This is a genomic window from Micromonospora sp. FIMYZ51 (assembly GCF_038246755.1).
In the GTDB taxonomy this organism is placed as follows: Bacteria; Actinomycetota; Actinomycetes; order Mycobacteriales; family Micromonosporaceae; genus Micromonospora.
The window spans coordinates 3820587-3839504 of sequence record NZ_CP134706.1 but is presented as its reverse complement, the minus strand read 5'-3'; the positions used below and the strand labels follow the sequence as shown (position 1 = coordinate 3839504).

At 68.4% G+C, this 18918-nt stretch carries 13 protein-coding genes; 7 read left to right on the top strand and 6 right to left on the bottom strand.

The features are described 5' to 3' along the window. Positions 1–14 precede the first annotated feature (14 nt). From QQG74_RS17410 to QQG74_RS17385, 6 genes are all read right to left on the bottom strand, one after another. Positions 15–965 carry a sugar phosphate isomerase/epimerase gene (locus QQG74_RS17410; RefSeq protein WP_341715825.1) on the bottom strand — a complete coding sequence of 317 codons (951 nt, stop codon included), beginning with the start codon at positions 963–965 and terminating at the stop codon, positions 15–17. 18 nt (positions 966–983) lie between these two features. Further along, a complete protein-coding gene (locus QQG74_RS17405; RefSeq protein ID WP_341715824.1) occupies positions 984–3116 on the bottom strand; it encodes a PQQ-dependent sugar dehydrogenase in 2133 nt (710 codons plus the stop codon). 461 nt (positions 3117–3577) lie between these two features. Then, positions 3578–5383 carry an arylsulfotransferase family protein gene (locus tag QQG74_RS17400; RefSeq protein WP_341715823.1) on the bottom strand — a complete coding sequence of 602 codons (1806 nt, stop codon included), beginning with the start codon at positions 5381–5383 and terminating at the stop codon, positions 3578–3580. A gap of 87 nt (positions 5384–5470) precedes the next feature. Further along, a complete protein-coding gene (locus QQG74_RS17395) occupies positions 5471–5728 on the bottom strand; it encodes a hypothetical protein (RefSeq protein ID WP_341715822.1) in 258 nt (85 codons plus the stop codon). 552 nt (positions 5729–6280) lie between these two features. Then, entirely contained in the window at positions 6281–6682 is a 402-nt protein-coding gene (locus QQG74_RS17390) for a hypothetical protein (protein WP_341715821.1), read from the bottom strand. Further along, complete coding sequence (locus QQG74_RS17385; RefSeq protein WP_341715820.1) at positions 6679–6990, bottom strand: hypothetical protein; 312 nt, start codon at positions 6988–6990, stop codon at positions 6679–6681. The genes QQG74_RS17390 and QQG74_RS17385 overlap by 4 nt, the downstream gene beginning before the upstream one ends. A gap of 211 nt (positions 6991–7201) precedes the next feature. Between QQG74_RS17385 and QQG74_RS17380 the strand changes: the two genes are divergently transcribed. From QQG74_RS17380 to QQG74_RS17350, 7 genes are all read left to right on the top strand, one after another. Next, positions 7202–7621 carry a YbaB/EbfC family nucleoid-associated protein gene (locus tag QQG74_RS17380; RefSeq protein ID WP_341721263.1) on the top strand — a complete coding sequence of 140 codons (420 nt, stop codon included), beginning with the start codon at positions 7202–7204 and terminating at the stop codon, positions 7619–7621. A 7-nt stretch (positions 7622–7628) separates the two neighbouring features. Further along, a complete protein-coding gene (locus tag QQG74_RS17375; protein WP_341715819.1) occupies positions 7629–7940 on the top strand; it encodes a type VII secretion target in 312 nt (103 codons plus the stop codon). Continuing rightward, positions 7937–9319 carry a WXG100 family type VII secretion target gene (locus tag QQG74_RS17370; RefSeq protein WP_341715818.1) on the top strand — a complete coding sequence of 461 codons (1383 nt, stop codon included), beginning with the start codon at positions 7937–7939 and terminating at the stop codon, positions 9317–9319. Before QQG74_RS17375 ends, QQG74_RS17370 begins: the two co-directional genes overlap by 4 nt. Then, positions 9319–9729 carry a hypothetical protein gene (locus QQG74_RS17365; protein ID WP_341715817.1) on the top strand — a complete coding sequence of 137 codons (411 nt, stop codon included), beginning with the start codon at positions 9319–9321 and terminating at the stop codon, positions 9727–9729. The genes QQG74_RS17370 and QQG74_RS17365 overlap by 1 nt, the downstream gene beginning before the upstream one ends. 237 nt (positions 9730–9966) lie before the next feature. Beyond that, positions 9967–11052 carry a serine/threonine-protein kinase gene (locus tag QQG74_RS17360; RefSeq protein WP_341715816.1) on the top strand — a complete coding sequence of 362 codons (1086 nt, stop codon included), beginning with the start codon at positions 9967–9969 and terminating at the stop codon, positions 11050–11052. 16 nt (positions 11053–11068) lie between these two features. After that, positions 11069–13891, top strand: coding sequence for an SNF2-related protein (locus tag QQG74_RS17355; protein ID WP_341715815.1), 2823 nt, complete (start codon positions 11069–11071; stop codon positions 13889–13891). Next, positions 13888–18858, top strand: coding sequence for a class I SAM-dependent DNA methyltransferase (locus QQG74_RS17350; protein ID WP_341715814.1), 4971 nt, complete (start codon positions 13888–13890; stop codon positions 18856–18858). The genes QQG74_RS17355 and QQG74_RS17350 overlap by 4 nt, the downstream gene beginning before the upstream one ends. Positions 18859–18918 lie beyond the last annotated feature (60 nt).

Below are 18918 nucleotides of genomic sequence, written 5' to 3'. Positions count from 1 at the left end.
GTGCCGCTACCCGGTCAGTACCGCAGCTTGTGCAGGTAGCGGTAGCCGACCTCGGCCGTACGCTGGGGCGTCACGTCGGGAGTGTCGTTTTCCACGATGTACTCCAGCACCGAGTGCTGACGGAAGATCCGGCCGAAATCGATCATGCCGGTGCCCAGGTCCGCCATGTCGCCGTCGGCCGCGTGCCGGTCCTTGACGTGGTACTGGAGGACCCGCTGCGGCGCACAGCGGATGACGTCCAGGGTGAAGCCCTCGGGGTCGGCCACCCCGTCGCCGGACTCGATGCCGCCGGTGACCGCCCAGTAGAGGTCGATCTCCAGGTGGACCAGCTTGGGATCGAGCTCGGCGGTGAGGATGTCCCAGGGGCGCCGGCCGTTGCCGAGGTCGATGGTGAACTCGTGGGCGTGGTTGTGGTAGCCGTAGCGCAGGCCGGCCCGGGCCGCCGCGGCGGCCTCGGTGTTCATCTGCTCCGCCCAGCGCTTCCAGTCGTCGGCGTTCTCCGAGTACAGGTACGGCACCACAATGAACTTCTGGCCCAGCACCACCGCGTTCTGGATCTTCTGGCGCAGCGCGGCCGGGTCGGCGCTGATCCCGTCGTGGCTGGAGCTGGCCTTGATCCCGATGCTGTCCAGGAACCGGCGCAGCTGGGCGGCGCTGCGCCCGAAGTAGCCGAGCGCCAGTTCCACCCTGGGGTAGCCGATCCGGGCGAGATGCCGCAGCGTGGCGTCGTACCCCGGCTCACCGTTCAGCGCGTCGCGGACCGTCCAGAGCTGGATGCTGATCAACCCCGGCGGAACCCGCCGCCGGCCGGTGTGCCCGGGGTCGCCGGCCACCGCGGCACCCGCGCCGAGCCCCGACGAGGCGAGCCCGACACCGGCGGCGACCGCAAGTGAACCGCGCAGCAGGCCCCGTCGATCAGTGACGGATCGCCGTAACGCGGCCATCCCGTCGTAGCCGTAACACATGATGACTCCTCTCCTGGTCTACCGGCTCGGCACGATCACGACCTCGTCCGTCCCGGTCAGGGCGGGCAGGCCGTCGCCACCGGGGTCGGTGTAGGACGCGACGAAGACAGCGGACAGGTTGTCGGTGGCCGGGTCGTGACCGGACGGCACGGTGGTCAGTATGGAGCCGGTGCACCCGTTGGCGGTGGTCTGCGGGTGGCCGTGGTCGTCGTGACCGAGGATGTAGGTCACGCTGACCCGGGCACAGTCCACCGGCTGGTCGTCGGTGACCTGTACCTCGTACCGGACGGTGTCGCCGAAGCTGAACGGCTGGCCCGGCACCGGCGCGACCAGCTCCACCACCGGCGCGGCGTTGCCGACCACGACCCGCACCGACGCCGACGCCGAGCGGCCACGCTTGTCGGTCACCTTCAGCGTGGCGTCGTAGCTGCCGTTCTTGCGGTACGTGAAGGTCGGGTTCGCGGCCCGCGAGTCGACCTTGTTGTCGTCGTCGAGGTACCACTCGTACCGCAGCCGGTCACCGTCCGGGTCGGTGCTGCCCGCGCTGGAGAACTCCACGGTCAACGGGGTGACCCCGTTGGTCACCGTGGCCGAGACCTGAGGCAGCGGGCTGTGGTTGCCGTCCCAGCCGATGTAGTCGATCCGGGCGAGCTGGGCTTCCGGGTTCTCGCTGAAGTAGCCGTCGCCGTACTCCAGCACGTAGAGCGCGCCGTCCGGGCCGAATTCCAGGTCCATCGGGTTGTCGAAGACGACCGAGGGAAGCACCGACTCGATCCCGCTGAGGTTGCCGCGCCGGTCCAGCTGGAACGCCTTGACGTAGTCCCGGGTCCACTCGTAGAACAGCGGCTTGCCCGCGTAGTACGCCGGCCAGCCGGACGGCGTACGGCCCCGCGTGGTCGAGCGGTCGAACTTGTACGCCGGACCGGCCATCGGCCCGATGCCGCCGGTGCCCAACTCCGGGAACTGCGGGGAAAGGGGGTAGCCGTAGGAGACTTCGGCCTGCTCGACTGGCGGAAGCTGACGCAGGCCGGTGTTGTGCGGCGAGTCGTTGACCGGTGCCGCGCAGTCGAAGGGCTGCCCCGACTGGCCGGTGGCGAAGTCGTAGTCGATGTACGGCTGGTTCGGGCCGATGCAGTACGGCCAGCCGTGGTTGCCGGGCTTGCGGGCGACGAACCACTTGCCCTGCCCGGCCGGACCGCGTGCCGGGTCGGGCTGGCGGGCGTCCGGCGAGTAGTCGCCGACGTACAGCTGGCCGTTGTCGCGGTTGACCTCGATCCGGAACGGGTTGCGCAGGCCCATCAGGTAGATCTCCGGCCGGGTGCCCGGGGTCCCCTTCGTGAACAGGTTGCCGCTCGGGATGGTGTAGCCACCCTTGGCGCCGACCTTGATCCGCAGGATCTTGCCGCGCAGGTCGTTGGTGTTGGCCGAGCTGCGCTGGGCGTCGTACGCCGGGTTGCGGCCGGCGCGCTCGTCGATCGGCGCGTAGCCGCCGGATTCGAACGGGTTGGTGTCGTCGCCGGTGGACAGGTACAGGTTGCCCTTGGCGTCGAAGACGATGTCTCCGCCGACGTGGCAGCAGATGCCCCGGTCGACCGGCACATCGATGATCTGCTGCTCGGTACGCAGGTCCAGAGTGTCCTTGACCAGGCGGAACCGGGACAGCCGGAGCACTCCACGGAAGGGCGCGAAGTCCTCCTCGGTGCCCCAGGCCGGCGCGTCGCCCTCGTTGACGTCCGGAGTGGACGGATCATCGACCGGCGTGTCCATCGGGGGCGAGTAGTACAGGTAGACCCAGTTGTTGCCGCCCTTGCCGAAGCCGGGGTCGATCGCGACGTTCTGGAGGCCCTCCTCGTCGTGCTGGTACACGTCGAGGCTGGCGGCGATGGTGTTGCGGCCGGTGGCGGGGTTGTGCAGCCAGACGTTGCCGGCACGGGTCACGTGCAGCACCCGACCGTCGGGCAGCACGGCGAGGTCCATCGGTTCGCCCGGGCGGTCGTTGAGGGTGACCTTCTGGAAGTTCAGGTCCGGGGGAGGGCTTGTCGTTTCTGCGGCGGCCGTCGGCCTGGTGGGCGCGGCCATCGAGGTGGCGGGCGGGGCGACGAGCGCGATGGTCGTCAGGCCAGCCACGGTGAGCGCGAGTCGTCTCTTCAACTGCCTCTCCTTCTGGTGAGGATCTGGTCGGGGCAGGTCGGGGACGTCTGGTGGGGGTTCTCCTTCCGCCGGTGCCGGGGGCAGCACGGGTCCGCCCGCCGTCGGCTGACGCGGGCACCGGATTTCAGGCAGGGGGGACGGGGGTGAATGGGGCGGGGGGAGGTCACGGTCGAGGCGATCGTCCCCGTCTCGGTTCACCTCGACGTAACATCCGGGCTGAAGTTAACAAAATCGATGTCGATGTGTCTATGGCTTTCAGCCCGATCGGTTCAAACTTTCTTTCGCTACAGCGAAAGCGGTGTCCACACAGGAAAAACCGCCCTCAGGTCAGGTAACTGACCTGAGGGCGGCCGGGCCGCCAGGGCCGAGAACGTCGTCGAGCCGGGCGTGGCCGGGTTCGAGCCGAACGACGGGCGGGGCCGGGAGCCAGTCGCGGAGCCCGGCGTGGCCGGGTTCGAGAGCTAGTCGCCGAGCCGGACGACGGCCGAGGTGGAGAGCACCGCGCGGGCCCCGTCCAGGGCCCGCACCTGGAAGTACGGGCCAGGGTCGGCCGTGCCGACCGCCGTCTCGAACCCGGTCCGCATGGCGTGTTCGACCACCACCGCGAGGGAATCCGGATCGGGGCCGGCGAGCAGTTGCCAGGCCCGGGTCTCCGTCGAACCGTTCCACGAGGCGTAGGCGACCTGCTGCGACCCGTCCTGCCGCAGCGCCAGGCTGGGCGGCTGCTCCGGGGTGCCGGTCCACTCGCTGCGGAACACCCGGTAGGAGACGTTCCCGCCGGGCATCCGGGCGGCATAGCGCAGGTTCCGCCAGCCGTCGCCGACGGTGTTGCCCTCGACGGCGTACTCCGCGTAGTAGGGGTGCTGTCCCCACCCGACGAACTCGTTGCCGTTCGGCAACGCCTGCACGTTGCCCTGGCCGGGTGACGACAATCCCGGCTTGTGGAAGTACGTCCGCTCCATCGTCGCGGTGCCGTGCACGACGTCCAGGCGCAGCACCAGACCGTGCGGCTGCCGCACCGGCCCGCCGCCGACCTGCGGCCCAGGTACGCCACCGAGCTGCGGGCCGGGCGCCCCACCCACCTGCGGCCCAGGTACGCCGCCCGGCTGCGGCGCGCGGGCGCCGATCGGCTCGGCGCAGCAGCCGCCGTCGAAGAGGCTGATCTGGTCGTCCGGCCGGAACCGGACGTCGTGCGGCCAGGAGAAGTCCGCATCCGGGCCGAGGGTGAAATCGCTGTGGTCGCCGCCGAGCCGCCACTGGATCTGCCCGCCGACCCGCTCGACGGCGTAGACCGTCCAGGTGTTCCGGAGCGAGATCAGCAGCTGCCCGTCCGGCCCCTCGTCGACCGAATTCAGGTGGTACGCGTCCCATACCCCGTCGGTGTGCCAGGCTGCCGAGGCGGGCACCCGCGACTCGGCCGGGTCGACGTGCTCCCGGACGTTCCAGGAGAAGACCAGCTCACCGGTTGCCAGGTCGACCTCCTGCACCTCGCTGTTGACGATGGTGCCCTCGGCCGGCCCGCCGTACGGCCGCAGGTCCGCCGGCTCGGCCCGGGACGCCAGGAACAGCGCCGTGCCCCGCTCGGTGAGCTGGAAGTCGTACGGTTCGGCGTGGAAGCCGTGGTGTGCGGTGACCGTCTGCCGCAGCCGGTACCGCGAATCCATCAGATAGAAGCAGCCACCCGCCGTACGCTTCGTCGGCCCGGTCGCCAGGCTGCCCTGCCACCAGGTCAGCACCGGCTGCGTCGTCCCGGTCGCCGGATCGTGCCAGGTCTGCACCTTGAAGTCGGCGTTGTGCAGACTCGCCGAGGGCAGCGGCCGGAACCAGACCGGCTGCCCGCCGTCGTCGAGGATCAGCGCCCCGGTCTGGCCGACCAGCTTTGACCTGCTGTAGGGGGCGACGAAGATCCGACCGGCCGCGGCACCGGCCCGATGCGCGGTGACGTTCACCCGCATCGGCTGCAACTCCGGCTCGGAGACGAAGCTCCACACCTGGTCACCCGAGGTGACCACCGCCGGCTCGGCACCCTCCGGCATCGCTGCCGGCTCGGCACCCTCCGGCATCGCTGCCGGCTCGGCACCCTCCGGCATCGCTGCCGGCTCGGTGGCGCAGGGCTGCGCGTACGCCGCCGGGGTTGGCGCGACAGGGGTGGCGCCGGCAGCCGGGACCGGACCGGCACCGGCCAGCACGGCGACCGCCAGCGCTGCCGGCAGGCCGAGCTTCGGCCTGCGTCCCGTCCGCGCCAGCCCGATCGGGTCCGACACCATCACCACCTCCGAACTCGGAGGGAATGTGAATATGGCTCCTACCTGGTCAAGCTACCAGTTTCCGGACGGTGAGAAGTGCTCTTCCACTCACCTGCGCCCGGCCGCACGCAGGTGTATGACCAGCACCTCCGCCGGGATGCCCAGCACCCCGGCCAACAGCGTCAACGGCTCCGGATGGCCGCCCGCGTTCAGGTCCTCGTAGATCTCCAGCAGGCCGCGCAGCCGGGCGTCGACGTCCTCCGGCCGCGACGGCAGCTCGGCCAGCCGCGCCTGCACGTACCGGCGCGTCACGATCCGGTCCGGGACGACCTCCCCGCCCGGGCAGGGGACGAGATGCGACTTCATCGGATGCCTCCTTCCTGAGTTGGTGGCGGCTACTGGTAAGAGCGCCGCGAGGGGCGGATTCGTACCAAGATCCGCAGGGGGATCAGAAAATCTGTGCCAGCCGTGCGGCCACCGGCGAGCCGCTCGGCACTGCCGCTGGATCTTGGTCGGGAACGGCCCCGATGGGGGCGCTCGCGGACCAAGATCTCGGAGAGGCCAGAGGATTTTGATCGAGTCCAGGGGTGGGTTCAGCCCGGAAGGACCGCCGTGGGGGCGCTGCTGCTGGCCCGGCAACGCGGTCAACGCCCTCGCCGGCCGACCGACTCCCACCTGGCACCACTGCTGCCGGAGATCGACACGCTCGCCGAGGAGTTGGGCCCGCCTTCGACGCCGGCGCTGATGCCACAGGTCACGCCCCAGCCCGAGCGGCCGGAAGGACAATTGCTGACCGGTGGGAGAGCCACCTGCTGCGCCCAACCCGGCGATCCTCGACCCGTGGTTCCTGGCCGGGAAACTCACCGCCGACGGTTTGGCCCGAGGCACCATCCGGCCCGCCGGAGGAGCAGGCTGACCTCAGACCTCCAGGATCTCCCAGCCGTCGCCGAGCACCGTCCGAATCTGGTCCGGGTGGGAGGTCACCACGCCCGCCTGGTTGACCATCGCCAGCCAGGCGGCGTGCGCGGAGCCGAGCCGACCGGTGTGCCGGGCCAGGCCGCCAATGGTCGGTGCCTCGTCGCCGTCGTCGAGATTCAGGGTGGGCACGACGGTGACCACGGCCGGGTTCCGGCGCAGCATCCGCAGCAGCTCATGCTCGGTCGGGTCGAGCCGGCTGTACGCCTCCAACAGGCAGGCCAGCGGCACCGTCACCGTTCCCTCGACGTCGGCCACCGCGACCAGCGCCTCACCGACGGCCGGCACCCCCTGCACGTACGCCAGCAGCGCGCCGGTGTCGAGCACCCAGTAGGCCCGGCTCATGCCGCCGAGGCGTCGTTCAGCTCCGAGCGCAGCTCCTCGGCCGACCGGCCCAACAGCCCGGCGACCCGGGCGACGGCCGCCTCACGAACCTCCGGCGTGACCTGGTGGGCGGCGAGTCGCTGGGCCGCCCCGGCGGGGTCGTACGGGAACTCGCCGTGCCCGGCGGCCCGCAGCGCAGCCCGCATATCGTCCGATACCCGGCGGCGGCGCAGCGCCTCGGTGACGTACGCGGACACCTGACGGGCCGGGAGCGCGTCCAGCTGTTCCGCCACGTCATCTGGCACGGAGATCGTCACACGCCGACTCATACTTCGGAGCCTAGCGGAGTATGAATCTTCCATCGGCCCCGACTCGCTGGGGACGCGCGGGACCGCCCGTCTCAGCGGGTGGAGTGACCGCCAATCGGCCCCACCAGATCCGGGTGCCCGGCGAGGCCGCGAATGTGGTGCACTGTGGAGCAGTCACTGCCGCATCGACGGTGAGTGACAGCGTCGGTGGATCATAGACGTCGGGGGTGTGATGCTTGGTCGGAGCCCGGACGAGGCGCAGGAGTGGCTGCACTCGTGGACGGCGCAGGTCTCGACACGGGCACAGGCAGCCGCCGAGCTGTCCGACCGGGTCGCGGGCCTGACTGCCACGGCCACCGGGGCAAACGGCGCGGTGCGCGTCACGGTCGCCGCCTCCGGCGCACTGACCGACCTGAGCTTCGACGATCGGGTGCAACGGATGCGGGGCGTCGACCTTGCCGACCTGGTCATGACGACGATCGCCCGGGCACAAGCCGGTCTTACCGCGCAGGTGACGGCAGCGGTCCGGGACACTGTCGGCACCGACTCGGAGGCCGGGCAGGCGATGGTCGACTCGTTTGCCCGCCGATTCCCCGAGCCGCCCGAGGAACCGACGAACCGGCATCGGCGAGAGACCGACAATGGCTGGTGATCCGCAAATGCAGATGCCGATCACCGCATTGGATCGACACGCCACAGCAGTGGATGAGGCCGCCGACCGGATAACGACCGCCCGTAGCGCGGCGGCGCAGGTGCAGCTGGGCACACAGGCGTATGGGCAGATCTGTGCCTTCCTACCCCGGCTGATCGATCCGGTGGGAGAGCGGGCGGTGACCGCGCTCGACGAAGCCGCGACGGCCCTGCGGGAGACGGCGACCAGTCTGCGGACGGTCGCCGCCACCACCGAGTCGACCGATCAGGGCAACGCGCGCCGGGTCCGTGCTTCCGGCCGGTTGGAACTGCCGCTGTGACCGGCGTGGCTGCCAACCACCTGGTGGCGCCGCGCATCGACTCGACCCGCTGGTACTCGGGGCTCGGGCTGGTCGAGGAGATCGCTGACACGGTGGCCGGCATCGAGTCGGGCAGTTGGATCGACACCACGATCGGTGGCGTTTCCACCTCCTTGGACGCGCTGGCCACCGTGCTCGACCCACTCGGCTCGCTGGTGAGCTGGGGTGTCGGCTGGCTGCTGGAACACGTGAAGCCGTTGTCGGACGCGCTGGACTGGCTGGCCGGCGACCCCGACCAGATCACCGCGTACGCGCAGACCTGGCGCAACATCGCGGCGGAGAGCACCAGTACGGCGGCCGACCTGCAAACGGCGATGATTACGCAACTGGTCGGCTGGGAGGGCGCGTCGGCGCGGGCGTACCAGGCACACCTGACCGGTCAGATCCGGGCGATGGACGGCATCGCTCGGGCCGCCAGCGGTATCGCCTCGCTGGTGGAGGGCGCTGGCCTCCTGGTGGCGCTTACCCGCGAGCTGGTCCGGGACCTGATCGCGGATTTCGTGTCCGTGCTGGCGGTCAGGCTGCCGCTCTGGCTGGCCGAGACCGGAGCCACGCTGGGCGCGGCCACTCCGCTGGTCATCTCCCAGGTGAGCAGCCTGGTCGCCAAGTGGGCGGCACGCATCGGCAAGCTGGTCAGTGCCCTGATCAACAGCTTGCGCCGCCTGGTGCCGCTGCTCCGGCGGTTGGATGATCTGATCGACGAGCTGAATCGCCTGCTGCACCGAGCCGCCCGCACCGATCCCACCGCTCCGCCCGGCAGCGCACCGCCCGATGGGAGTGCCGCGCCGCGCGGAGGGCCGGAGCTGGACCCGATGGGGCGCCGGTCGGACTGGAGCGACCCGACCGCACATCCGCAGCCACCGCCACCGCCGGACGCGCAACTGCTGGCCGGAGATCCGGTCTATCACCGTTCGACCAGCACCGCGATCGGCTACGACAGCGCGACGATGAACAACTTCGACTTGGTGGGCCCGATCACCGGCCACCATGACGTGGTGGTGCACGGTGAACGCAACGGCATGTTCCGTCCCGGCCTGTTGGGTGCCGACGGTGGAGACCATCCCTCCGGCTACACCCACCCGCAGCAGATCGCCGACGCGATCCGCACCAACCCGCACTACGACGGCGGGCCGGTCCGGCTGGTGGCCTGCCACACCGGGGCCGTGAACCCCGAAGCCGGCGTGCCACCGGCGGCACAGCAGGTCGCCGACGCCCTCGGCGTACCGGTCACCGCGCCCACGGACGCGGTCGGCGTGGACCGGTATGGTCCGGTTGGGCAGACTCCGGTGATCCGGGGTGACGGCGAGTGGAAGACCTTCTATCCGAAGAGTGGGCGGTAATGGAGAGCGGTCAGTTGCGGACGGCGGGAATGTTCGTCGAGTTCGGGCCGGTGCGTTCCACCGATCCGCAGCCGAGCATCTTCGACAGCGTCGCCGACGCGGAGCTGCCCGACCTCGCCCAGGTGGTCGGCTATCTGAACTCGGGCTACGTCCTCATCGACGTGATGGACGTCGCCGATGACCCGTTCGACGCCGGCCAGCAGGTGCTCAACGGGGCGACGGTGTTGACCGACGGCGACTGGCTGTGGCGTAAGGACTTCGCCTATTACGTACGTCGCCATCGGGTCACGGTGCCCGAGCAGTTCCTGACCCTCATCCGCGAACGCGACTACGTCGTCCCGGCCCGCGAGGTGCCGGAGTTGGCGGCGTGTTCGCGGCAGGCGCGCGACCTCATGTTCTGGAACAGCTGACACAGCTCACATTCGGTCGGATATCCGACGGTGATTTGGCGCTCCCGGTGGTCTCAGCGGATCCGCACCGGTAAGAGGCAGATCAAACTGTCGACTGTGGTCCGACAGGGTGCCGTAACGCGCCAAAGGGACGGTAGCTCTCGATGGCCCAGCGCTGTACGGTCATGCGTTCGTGCGGCCCGAGCGCGGCGACCAGAGGCATGCTTCGGGGGCAGGGGCCATTGTGGAGGGGACCGGATGACGCTGGGCAGCATCGGCGGCTACACGTTGGTCAAGCCGCTCGGCGCCGGTGGCATGGGTGAGGTCTTCTTCGCGGTGTCGCCGATCGCCCAGCGCGTCGCGCTCAAGGTGATCAGGAAGAACCTGATCGAGACACCGACGATCCGGGACCGGTTCGCCGCCGAGGTGGAGAGCCTCAAGCTGGTCTTCGGCTCCCGGGTCGCGCGCCTTGAGGACGCCGACGCCACCGGCGACCCGGCCTGGCTGGCGGTCGAGTACGTCCCCGGTGCCACCCTGCGCCAGCACGTCGACGCCCAGGGCCCGCTGCCACTGCCGCTGGCCGCGATGGCCGGTGCCATGCTCGCCGAAGGGCTGGGCAAGGTGCACCAGGCCGGGCTGCTGCACCGCGATCTCAAGCCGCAGAACATCATCCTCGGCCCGGACGGCCCGAAGCTTATCGACTTCGGTCTGGCGGTGCTCATCGACCGCAGCGACTACCTGACCGCACCGGGCGCCATGGTCGGCACCCCCGCCTACATGTCACCCGAACAGGTTCGCGGCGAGCGGAAGCTGATTCCTGCGGTGGACGTCTACGGGCTGGCCGCCGTCCTGGTCTTCGCGCTGACCGGGCACCACCTCTATCCACCGGCCAACTCATGGAACCTGCTGCTGCGGATCACCGAGCCGAGCGACCTGCCCGATCTCTCCGGCGTACCGGCCGAACTGGTGCAGCTGCTCGGCGCGATGCTCGCCTTCGACCCGACCGCCCGGCCCGCGCTCGCCGACATCCAGGCCCGGTTGCTGGCCGTGGCCACCGCGTCCGGCGGCGGGAACGTGCATGCCCTGCGGCAGGAGGTCGCCGCGCGCACCTACGACAGCGCGACGGAGTTGCTGGTCCCGCCGGACCTCCAGGACCCGAAGCAGGACCCCGAGGCTCCGCCGGTGACCGACCAGGGCTACACCCTCGAAGGGGGGACGAGCACCGTCGCGGAACCGGCACCCACGAAGGTCGCCTCCGAGCGGCCCGGGAGCGCCCCGCCGGTCGACGTGACCTGGCTGGTCGAGAAGCTGCGCCACCAGTACGCCCGCCGAGCCACCCTGTAGGAAGGCCGCACCACCGATGACCACCCCCCAGGGCGCGACCTTCGCGCCGGGCTCCCGCATTGTCGTCCGCGACGAGGAGTGGCTGGTACGCAGCGTCAAGACCGGCACCGCGGACGGCACCATGATCAAGGCGGTGGGTGTCTCCGAGTTCGTCCAGGACGTCGAGGCGACCTTCTTCACCGAACTCGACCGGGGCATCCAGCCGATGCGTCCCGAGGAGACCACACTCGTCCGGGACACCTCCTCCCGCTTCCGGCAGAGTCGACTCTTTTTGGAGGCGGTGCTGCGGCGTACGCCCCTGCCGCGTACCGAACGCGGTCTGGCGTTGACCGACCGGTTCCTGCTCGATCCGCTGACGTACCAGCAGCGCCCGGTCGAGCTGGCCCTGGCCGGCCTGCGCCCACGCATCCTGCTCGCCGACGTGGTCGGCCTGGGCAAAACCCTGGAGATCGGGCTGATCCTCGCCGAGCTGATCCGCCGGGGCCGGGGGGACCGCATCCTCGTGGTCTCACCGCAGCAGGTGCTGGAGCAGTTCCAGCGGGAGCTGTGGACCCGGTTCGCCATCCCGCTGGTGCGTCTCGACTCCACCGGCATTCAGCGCATCCAGCAGGAGATCCCGGCCGGGCGTAACCCGTTCACCCACTTCAAGCGGGCCATCATCTCCGTCGACACACTCAAGGACGCCGGCCAGTTCGGCCACCACCTCGACGCCACCACCTGGGACGCGGTGGTCATCGACGAGTCACACAACCTGATCAACAAGGGCACCAAGCGCAACGAGTTGGCCCGCCGGCTGGCCGCGAAGACCGACGCGCTGCTGCTGGCCAGCGCCACCCCGCACAATGGCGACAAGGAGTCCTTCGCGCAGCTCATCTCGCTGCTCGACCCGGCCGCCATCGCCAACCCGAAGGACTACCAGGCCAGCGACATCGCGCACCTCTACCTGCGGCGTACGAAGATCAGCCCCGAGGTACGCGACCAGATCGGCGACCGCTGGGCCGACCGTGGCCCGTCGCAGGCCATCCACTGCCCGGCCGGCGAGATCGAGGAGCAGATCTTCGACGAGCTGACCGACGTGTGGCTGGCCGGCAAGTGGAGCGACGAGGCGGTCACCGGTCAGCACCGGCTCTTCCCGTACACCTTGTTGAAGTCTTTTCTCTCCTCGCACCGCGCGCTGCACGAGACGGTGACCAACCGGAGCAAGAAGGCCACCGGCACCGAACGTGCGGCGCTGGACCGGCTCGCGGAGCTGACCTCGGCGATGACCGACGCTGACTCAAGCAAGCTGCGCCACCTGGTCGAGGAGCTGAAGCGGATCGGCGTCGGCAAGGGCAGCGACATCCGGGCGGTGGTCTTCTCCGAGCGGGTACCGACGATCAAGTGGCTCGCCGAGACCGTCCCCGCCCTGCTCGGGCTCAAGCCGGACGCCGTGCGGGTGCTGCACGGCGGCGTGGCCGACTCCGACGAACAGAAGGTCCTCCAGGAGTTCGAGTTGGCCGGCAGCGGCGTGCGGCTGCTCTTCACCGGCGACGTGGCCTCCGAGGGCGTCAACCTGCACCAGCAGTGCCACCACCTGATCCACTACGACATCCCGTGGAGCCTGATCCGGATCGAGCAGCGCAACGGCCGCATCGACCGCTACGGGCAGCGCCACCAGCCGCAGTTCCGCGCGCTGATCCTCACCTCCGCCCGCGAGGACGCCAAGGACGACCGTACGGTCTCGGAGAAGCTGCTCGACCGGGAGGCGGTCGCGCACCGCACCCTCGGCAGCGTGGAGGCCGCGACCGGCCTCTACGACGCGAAGGCCGAGGAGGACCGCCTGGTCCGCGACCTGCTGCACGGCAAGACCGTCGACCAGTCGTACGCGGACGCGCACGCCGAGATCGACGTGATGGCCGACCTTTTCGGCGATGTCGGCTCCGCCCCGGTCGCCGCCGAACTGCCGCAGGCGCGCGTGCCGAAGCTCTTCGACTCCACCCGGGACTTCGTCGACGCCGCCCTGCACGAGATCTACGACGACCGGCCCGAGGACCGCATCGACCTGCGCCGCGAGGACGAGCTGCTTACCTTCCTCGCCCCCGACGACCTGGTGCACCGGCTCACCGACCTGCCGCGCTCCTACCTGCGCGCCCACCGCGAGGGCGAGCAGTTGCGGCTGAAGGTGACCTTCGACCGTCCGCTGGCCCAACGCAAGCTCGACCAGGCCCGGCAGAGCAAAACTCCGATGTGGCCGGAGATCGCCTTCCTCAGCGACGTGCATCCGATGGTCGACTGGCTTGTCGACAAGGTGCTGATCCGGCTGGGCCGCCAGCAGGCCCCGGTGCTCACCGCCGACGTGACCAGCCCGACCTTCCTGATCCAGGGCGTCTACGCCAACCGGCTCGGCCAACCGACTGTGGTGCAGTGGATGGCCGTGGCCGGCCTGCCCGCCGAGCCGACAATCGCGCCGATGGACGAGGTGCTGCGCGCGGCCGGCGTCGGCCCCGACATGGTCAACCGGGCCGAGGCCATCGACACCGCCCCGCTGAGCGAGCTGCTGGCTAAGGCGGTGGCCGCCGCCCGCGACCACCTGGCAGGCAAGCGCGCCGAGTTCGACGCCGCAAACGCCGAACCGCTGCGCCGCCACCGGGAACGCCTGACCGCCTTCCAGCAGGCCAGCCTTCTCGACGAGCTGCCCGGCGCGCACCGCGAACGCCGCCGCCAGCGCGTCGATGCCACCGTCGCCGAGCAGCACGACCTGCTCGACCGCCTGGAAACCGACGGCGAACCGCTGCTCCGCGTCCTCGCCGTCCTCGTCCCCGCCGCGGAATCCTCCCCTGAGCACGGAGTGCAAGCATGAGCTTCGAGTCGCTTACCAACCGCGGCGAGTACCTTTCCGCGCACTATCTCGCCGAGATCCTGCCCACCACCCTCAAGAACAGCGACCTGGTCAAGGGCTGGATCAAGGCCGAGAAGTCCGGCGAGCAAACCCCGCGTACCGGCCTGCGGAGCATGCGCCGGCCCTACTTCGACGCGAAGACCGAGCTGGCCGACGAGGAGTTCTTCGACCCGGAACGGCTCCGCAAGCTGCACCAGCAGCTGCTGGAGGCGCTCGGCTTCGCGCCGAGTCCGGCCGCCCTCACCGACGAACGACCCCGGCAGATCATCACCGTCGAACGCGCCGGCCACGAACAGGAGATCACCGTCGCGTACGCCGAACTGGGCACCGCGCACGGCATCGTCGCGTTGGACTGCGGCTGGGCCGTCGACACCGAGGCCGCCCAGGACCCGGACGGCGCGGGCCGGCTGCTCGACCCGGTGACCCTGCCCGGCAACGAAACAATCACCACCGGCGCGAAACTCGCCTCGTGGCTGTTCGCCGCCGAGCGGCCACCCCGCTACGTGCTGATCCTCAGCGGTGCAGTGGTCACCCTCGCCGACCGGGCCGCCTGGGGCGAGGGCCGCTACCTGGCCGTCAGCCTGGACACCGCGTACGCCCGAAACGACGACCGGGAGTACGACGTCGTCGCCGCCCTCTTCGGCGCCGACTCGCTGCGCCCGCCCGCCGAGGGCGGCACCGAACCCCTCGCCGACCTGGTCGCCGGTTCCCGCCAGCACGCCGTGGGTGTCTCCGGCGAACTGCGCGAGGGCCTGAAGGTCTCCGTCGAACTCATCGCCAACGAGGTGCTGGACCGCATCCGCGCCGCCGGCTACCAGCCGGATCAGGTGATGATGCTTGACGAGCTGGCCAAGGAACTCGGCCGCGAGGCGCTGCGCTACCTCTACCGGATCCTCTTCCTGCTCTACGCCGAGGCCCGACCCGAGCTGGGCGTGCTGCCGGTCAACGACCCGCAGTACGTCGAGGGCTACAGCCTGGCCCGCATCGGCGACCTGGTCTCCCGCCGCCTGCCATCGTCGGCCGAGGACGGCACCCACCTCTACGAGTCGCTCGACCTGCTGTTCCGCATGGTCAACGACGGCCACAACCAACGCGGCGGCACCGAGATCGCGCAGAACGCCAGCGAGGGGGAGGGCCTGCGCTTCGAGCCGATGAAGTCGGACCTCTTCCTGCCCGAGAAGACTCACCTGATCGGCCAGCTCATCCCCGCCCCCGGCAGCGACGAGGACGACCCGGACGCCCCGACCATCGACACCCGGCTGCGCAACAAGGTCCTCTACGAGGTGCTGCGCCGCCTGATGCTCACCAAGGGCGGCAAGCGGCGGCGCGGCGGCTTCATCTCGTACGCCCAGCTCGGCATCAACCAGCTCGGCGCGGTCTACGAGGGCCTGATGTCGTACACCGGTTTCGTCGCCACCGAGCAGCTCTACGAGGTCGCCAAGAACGGCGACCCGAAGGACGGCTCGTGGATGATCCCCGCCTCCAAGGCCGACGAGTACGACGACAACGTCTTCGTCTACCGCGAGAACGCCTACACGGGCGTGCGTAGCCGGGTCAGCTACGACCCCGGCCAGTTCGTCTACCGGCTCGCCGGCCGGGACCGGCAGACCAGCGCCTCCTACTACACCCCGCAGTCGCTTACCGAGGTCACCGTCCAACTCGCCCTGAAGTACCGCCTCGACCAGGACGACACGATCACGCCCGCCCGTGAGCTGCTGGACTGGACGATCTGCGAGCCGGCGCTCGGCTCCGGCGCGTTCCTCAACGAGGCCATCAACCAGGTCGCCGCCGAATACCTACGCCGCCGCCAGAAGGAACTCGACACCACCCTCGACCCGGAGCAGTATCACCTCGAACTCCAGCGGGTGAAGGCGTACATCGCCCTGCACAACTGCTACGGCGTCGACCTGAACTCCATGGCGGTCGAGCTGGCCGAGGTCTCTCTGTGGCTCAACGTCATGCACGCCGGCCTCCAGGCCCCCTGGTTCGGCCTGCACCTGCGACGCGGCAACTCCCTCATCGGCTGCGGACGCAAGACCTACGACGCAAAGCAACTCGCCGACAAGTCCTGGCTCACCACCGCCCCACAGGAAAAACCGTTCCGCGACGGCCCGATCGACCCGGACACCATCCACCACTTCCTGCTCCCCGCCGACGGCTGGGGCGCGGTAGCGGGGGAGAAGGAGGCCCGCGAACTGGCGCCGGCCGAAACCGCGCGGTTGAAGGCTTGGCGTACGGCGATGAAGCGCACCCCGTCCGCCAAGGGCAAAAACTCCCAGGTCAAACGCTTGCAGGCGCTGGGTCGCCGGGTCGAGTTCCTGTGGGGCCTGGTGCAGCAGCGGCTCGCCATCTCCGAGCGGGAGATCCGCCGCGACATCCCCGTCTGGGGTGCCGACGACCTGCCGCCGGTCACCGAGGCGGTGCCCCGCGACCGCATCCTCGCCGACCTGACCGCGCCCGGCACCCCGTACTGGCGACTCAAGACCCTGATGGACGTCTGGTGCGCCCTCTGGTTCTGGCCGCTGGACAAGGTCGGCCTGCTCGACGGCTCCGACACCGACGCGTACCCGGCCGCGCCCGTCCAGGTCACCCACGTCAAAGACGAGCCAGCGTACGACGAACCGCCCGCCTACGAGGCCGCAGACCTCTTCGGCAACGTCCAGCCGCAGCAGATGAAACTACCGACCAAGCCGACCGGCGGCGCCCGCCGAATGACCGTCGCCGAACAACTCCGCCAGCAGGTCCCCCTGACCAACCTGGACGACTGGCTAACCTTCGCCGAAGCCCTCATCGGCCGCAAAGACGTGGACGAGGCCACCGAAGCCTTCTACGGCCGTAAGCTCACCAGCCTTGCCGAGATGAGCGACTTTGAGCAGAGACTCGACGGAGTCATCGGCGTCGACTCTCCCTGGACCCTCTCCGACCGCTTCCCCTGGCTCCTCACCGCCAGCCATATCGCTGCGGAACAAGGCTTTTTTCACTGGGAGTTGACATTCGCGCAAGCGTTCGGTGTAGGTGGATTTGATCTTCAGGTTGGGAATCCGCCATGGGTTCGTCCGGTCTGGAGGCAAGATGCTGTGCTCGCGGAGCATGAGCCTTGGTTCATGCTGTTTGAGCAGGCATCTAATGAACTAAGAGACCGACGAAAGTCAGCCCAGCTGGCTGAGTCGGTCGCACGTTGGGATTTCATGAACGAGTTGACGGTAAATGGCGGAGTGGTTTCCTACTTAGGTGGAGTTTCGACCTATCCGCTGCTTGCTGGAACTCAGCCCGACCTATACCGAGCCTTTATGTGTCGGGTGTGGGCACAGCTTCGGCCGAATGGTGTGGCGGGACTGCTCCATCCTGATAGCCATCTTACGGGATCCTTAGAAAGTAACCTTCGTGGTGAAACCTACCGTCGCCTCCTCCTTCATGCCCATTTTCAGAATCGCCGACTAATCTTTCCCGAGATTGACTGGAATAAGCAGTTCGGCTTGCACGTGTATGGGACCTCGGGTGAGGTAGGGTTCACTCACGTAAGCTGGCTATTTGATCCTGTCACCCTTGTGTCATCGCTAGACCATGTTGGCGACGGTGAGCCTCCCGGTTTGAAGTATCGAGGGTATTGGGATCTGCGCCCACATCATGCGAGGATCGTGCATGTCGACGCCGAAAGATTATTGGAGTGGGATCGGTTACAACCGGAGGCGAATCGAGAAGGCAGAGTTCCTCGGCTACTTTATCCCGTTTCAAGCCTAGAGCAGGACGCTATTGCCGCCTTAGCTAACTGGCCTTACCGGCTGGGCGAGCTTGATCCTTGGATCAGTGCAGGACTACATGAATCAGGAGCAAAGAAAGCCGGCATCATTCGCCAGAAGCTTTCACGTCCCGAAACTTGGAATGAAGTGATTTTGCGCGGACCGCAGATCTCGGTTGCGACGCCGTTCGCAAAAAAGCCACCGGAAACCTCGCACACCCATAAACCGGTCGATTTGACGCAACTACCGCGCGACGCAGTGCAGGCAACGGACTACGTGAGAGCCACGAACGCGGAAGTGTTTCGTCAAGCGCAGGCCATCTGGGGCACCCGTCGGGAATCCGAGTATTTTCGCCTTGCGTGGCGTGAGATGGTTCCGGCATCGACGGAGCGTAGCCTATTTGCCGCTCTTTTGCCGCCAGGACCGATGCATGTCCATGGCATACGAACGCTGGCTTGTCAAGATAACGCAACAACCGCCCTAATTGCTGGCTTCTGGGCCGCTCTACCATTGGATTACGCGCTGAGAATTGGCGGTCGCGGCCACCTCGATGCCGCAGATGCCAAAGCTATGCCGATCCCCGCTCTGCCGCACCCGCTGGGGCAGGCGCTGCTTGTGCGTGCCATGCGTCTGAATTGCCTAGTCGAGGAGTATTCCCCTCTGTGGTCAGAGTTGTACGACTCTGAGTGGCGTAATGAACGCTGGGCCTGCTCATGGTCGGGATTGCAACCGCTTGGGGCAGTGAGAGACGTCTGGAGTGCGACAAGTCCATTGCGTACTGACCGTGAAAGGCGAGCTGCGCTAGTAGAAATAGATGCGTTGGTCGCCGTTTGGTTGGGAATAGATCTTAGACAACTGGTCGCACTTTATCGGGCTCGATTTCCGCAACTGGTCGACTATGAGTCGGCAATGTGGTTCGACGCAAAAGGTAAGCGGATTGCGGCGAACTTCAATCAGTGGGGTTATGGTCAGACCAAGGATCATTATGGGAAGTTGATGGCGCATCTGGAGGATCCGGATCGAAGTCAGGTGCCGGAAGGATACACGGCACCGTTTTTCAAGGCCGACCGGGAGGAGGAGTATCAGCAAGCGCATGCTGTGTTCAGCAAGCGGCTTCAGCATGCGATTGGCGCAGGCCGGCACCCCTATAGCTCGCGCAGTTCGTGGGGTACGCCGCGCTGGCAGTAGTCCGTATTGCTATCGTCCGGAGGTTCTGGCGAAAAGTTTCTGACCAACGGCAAAGAAGGC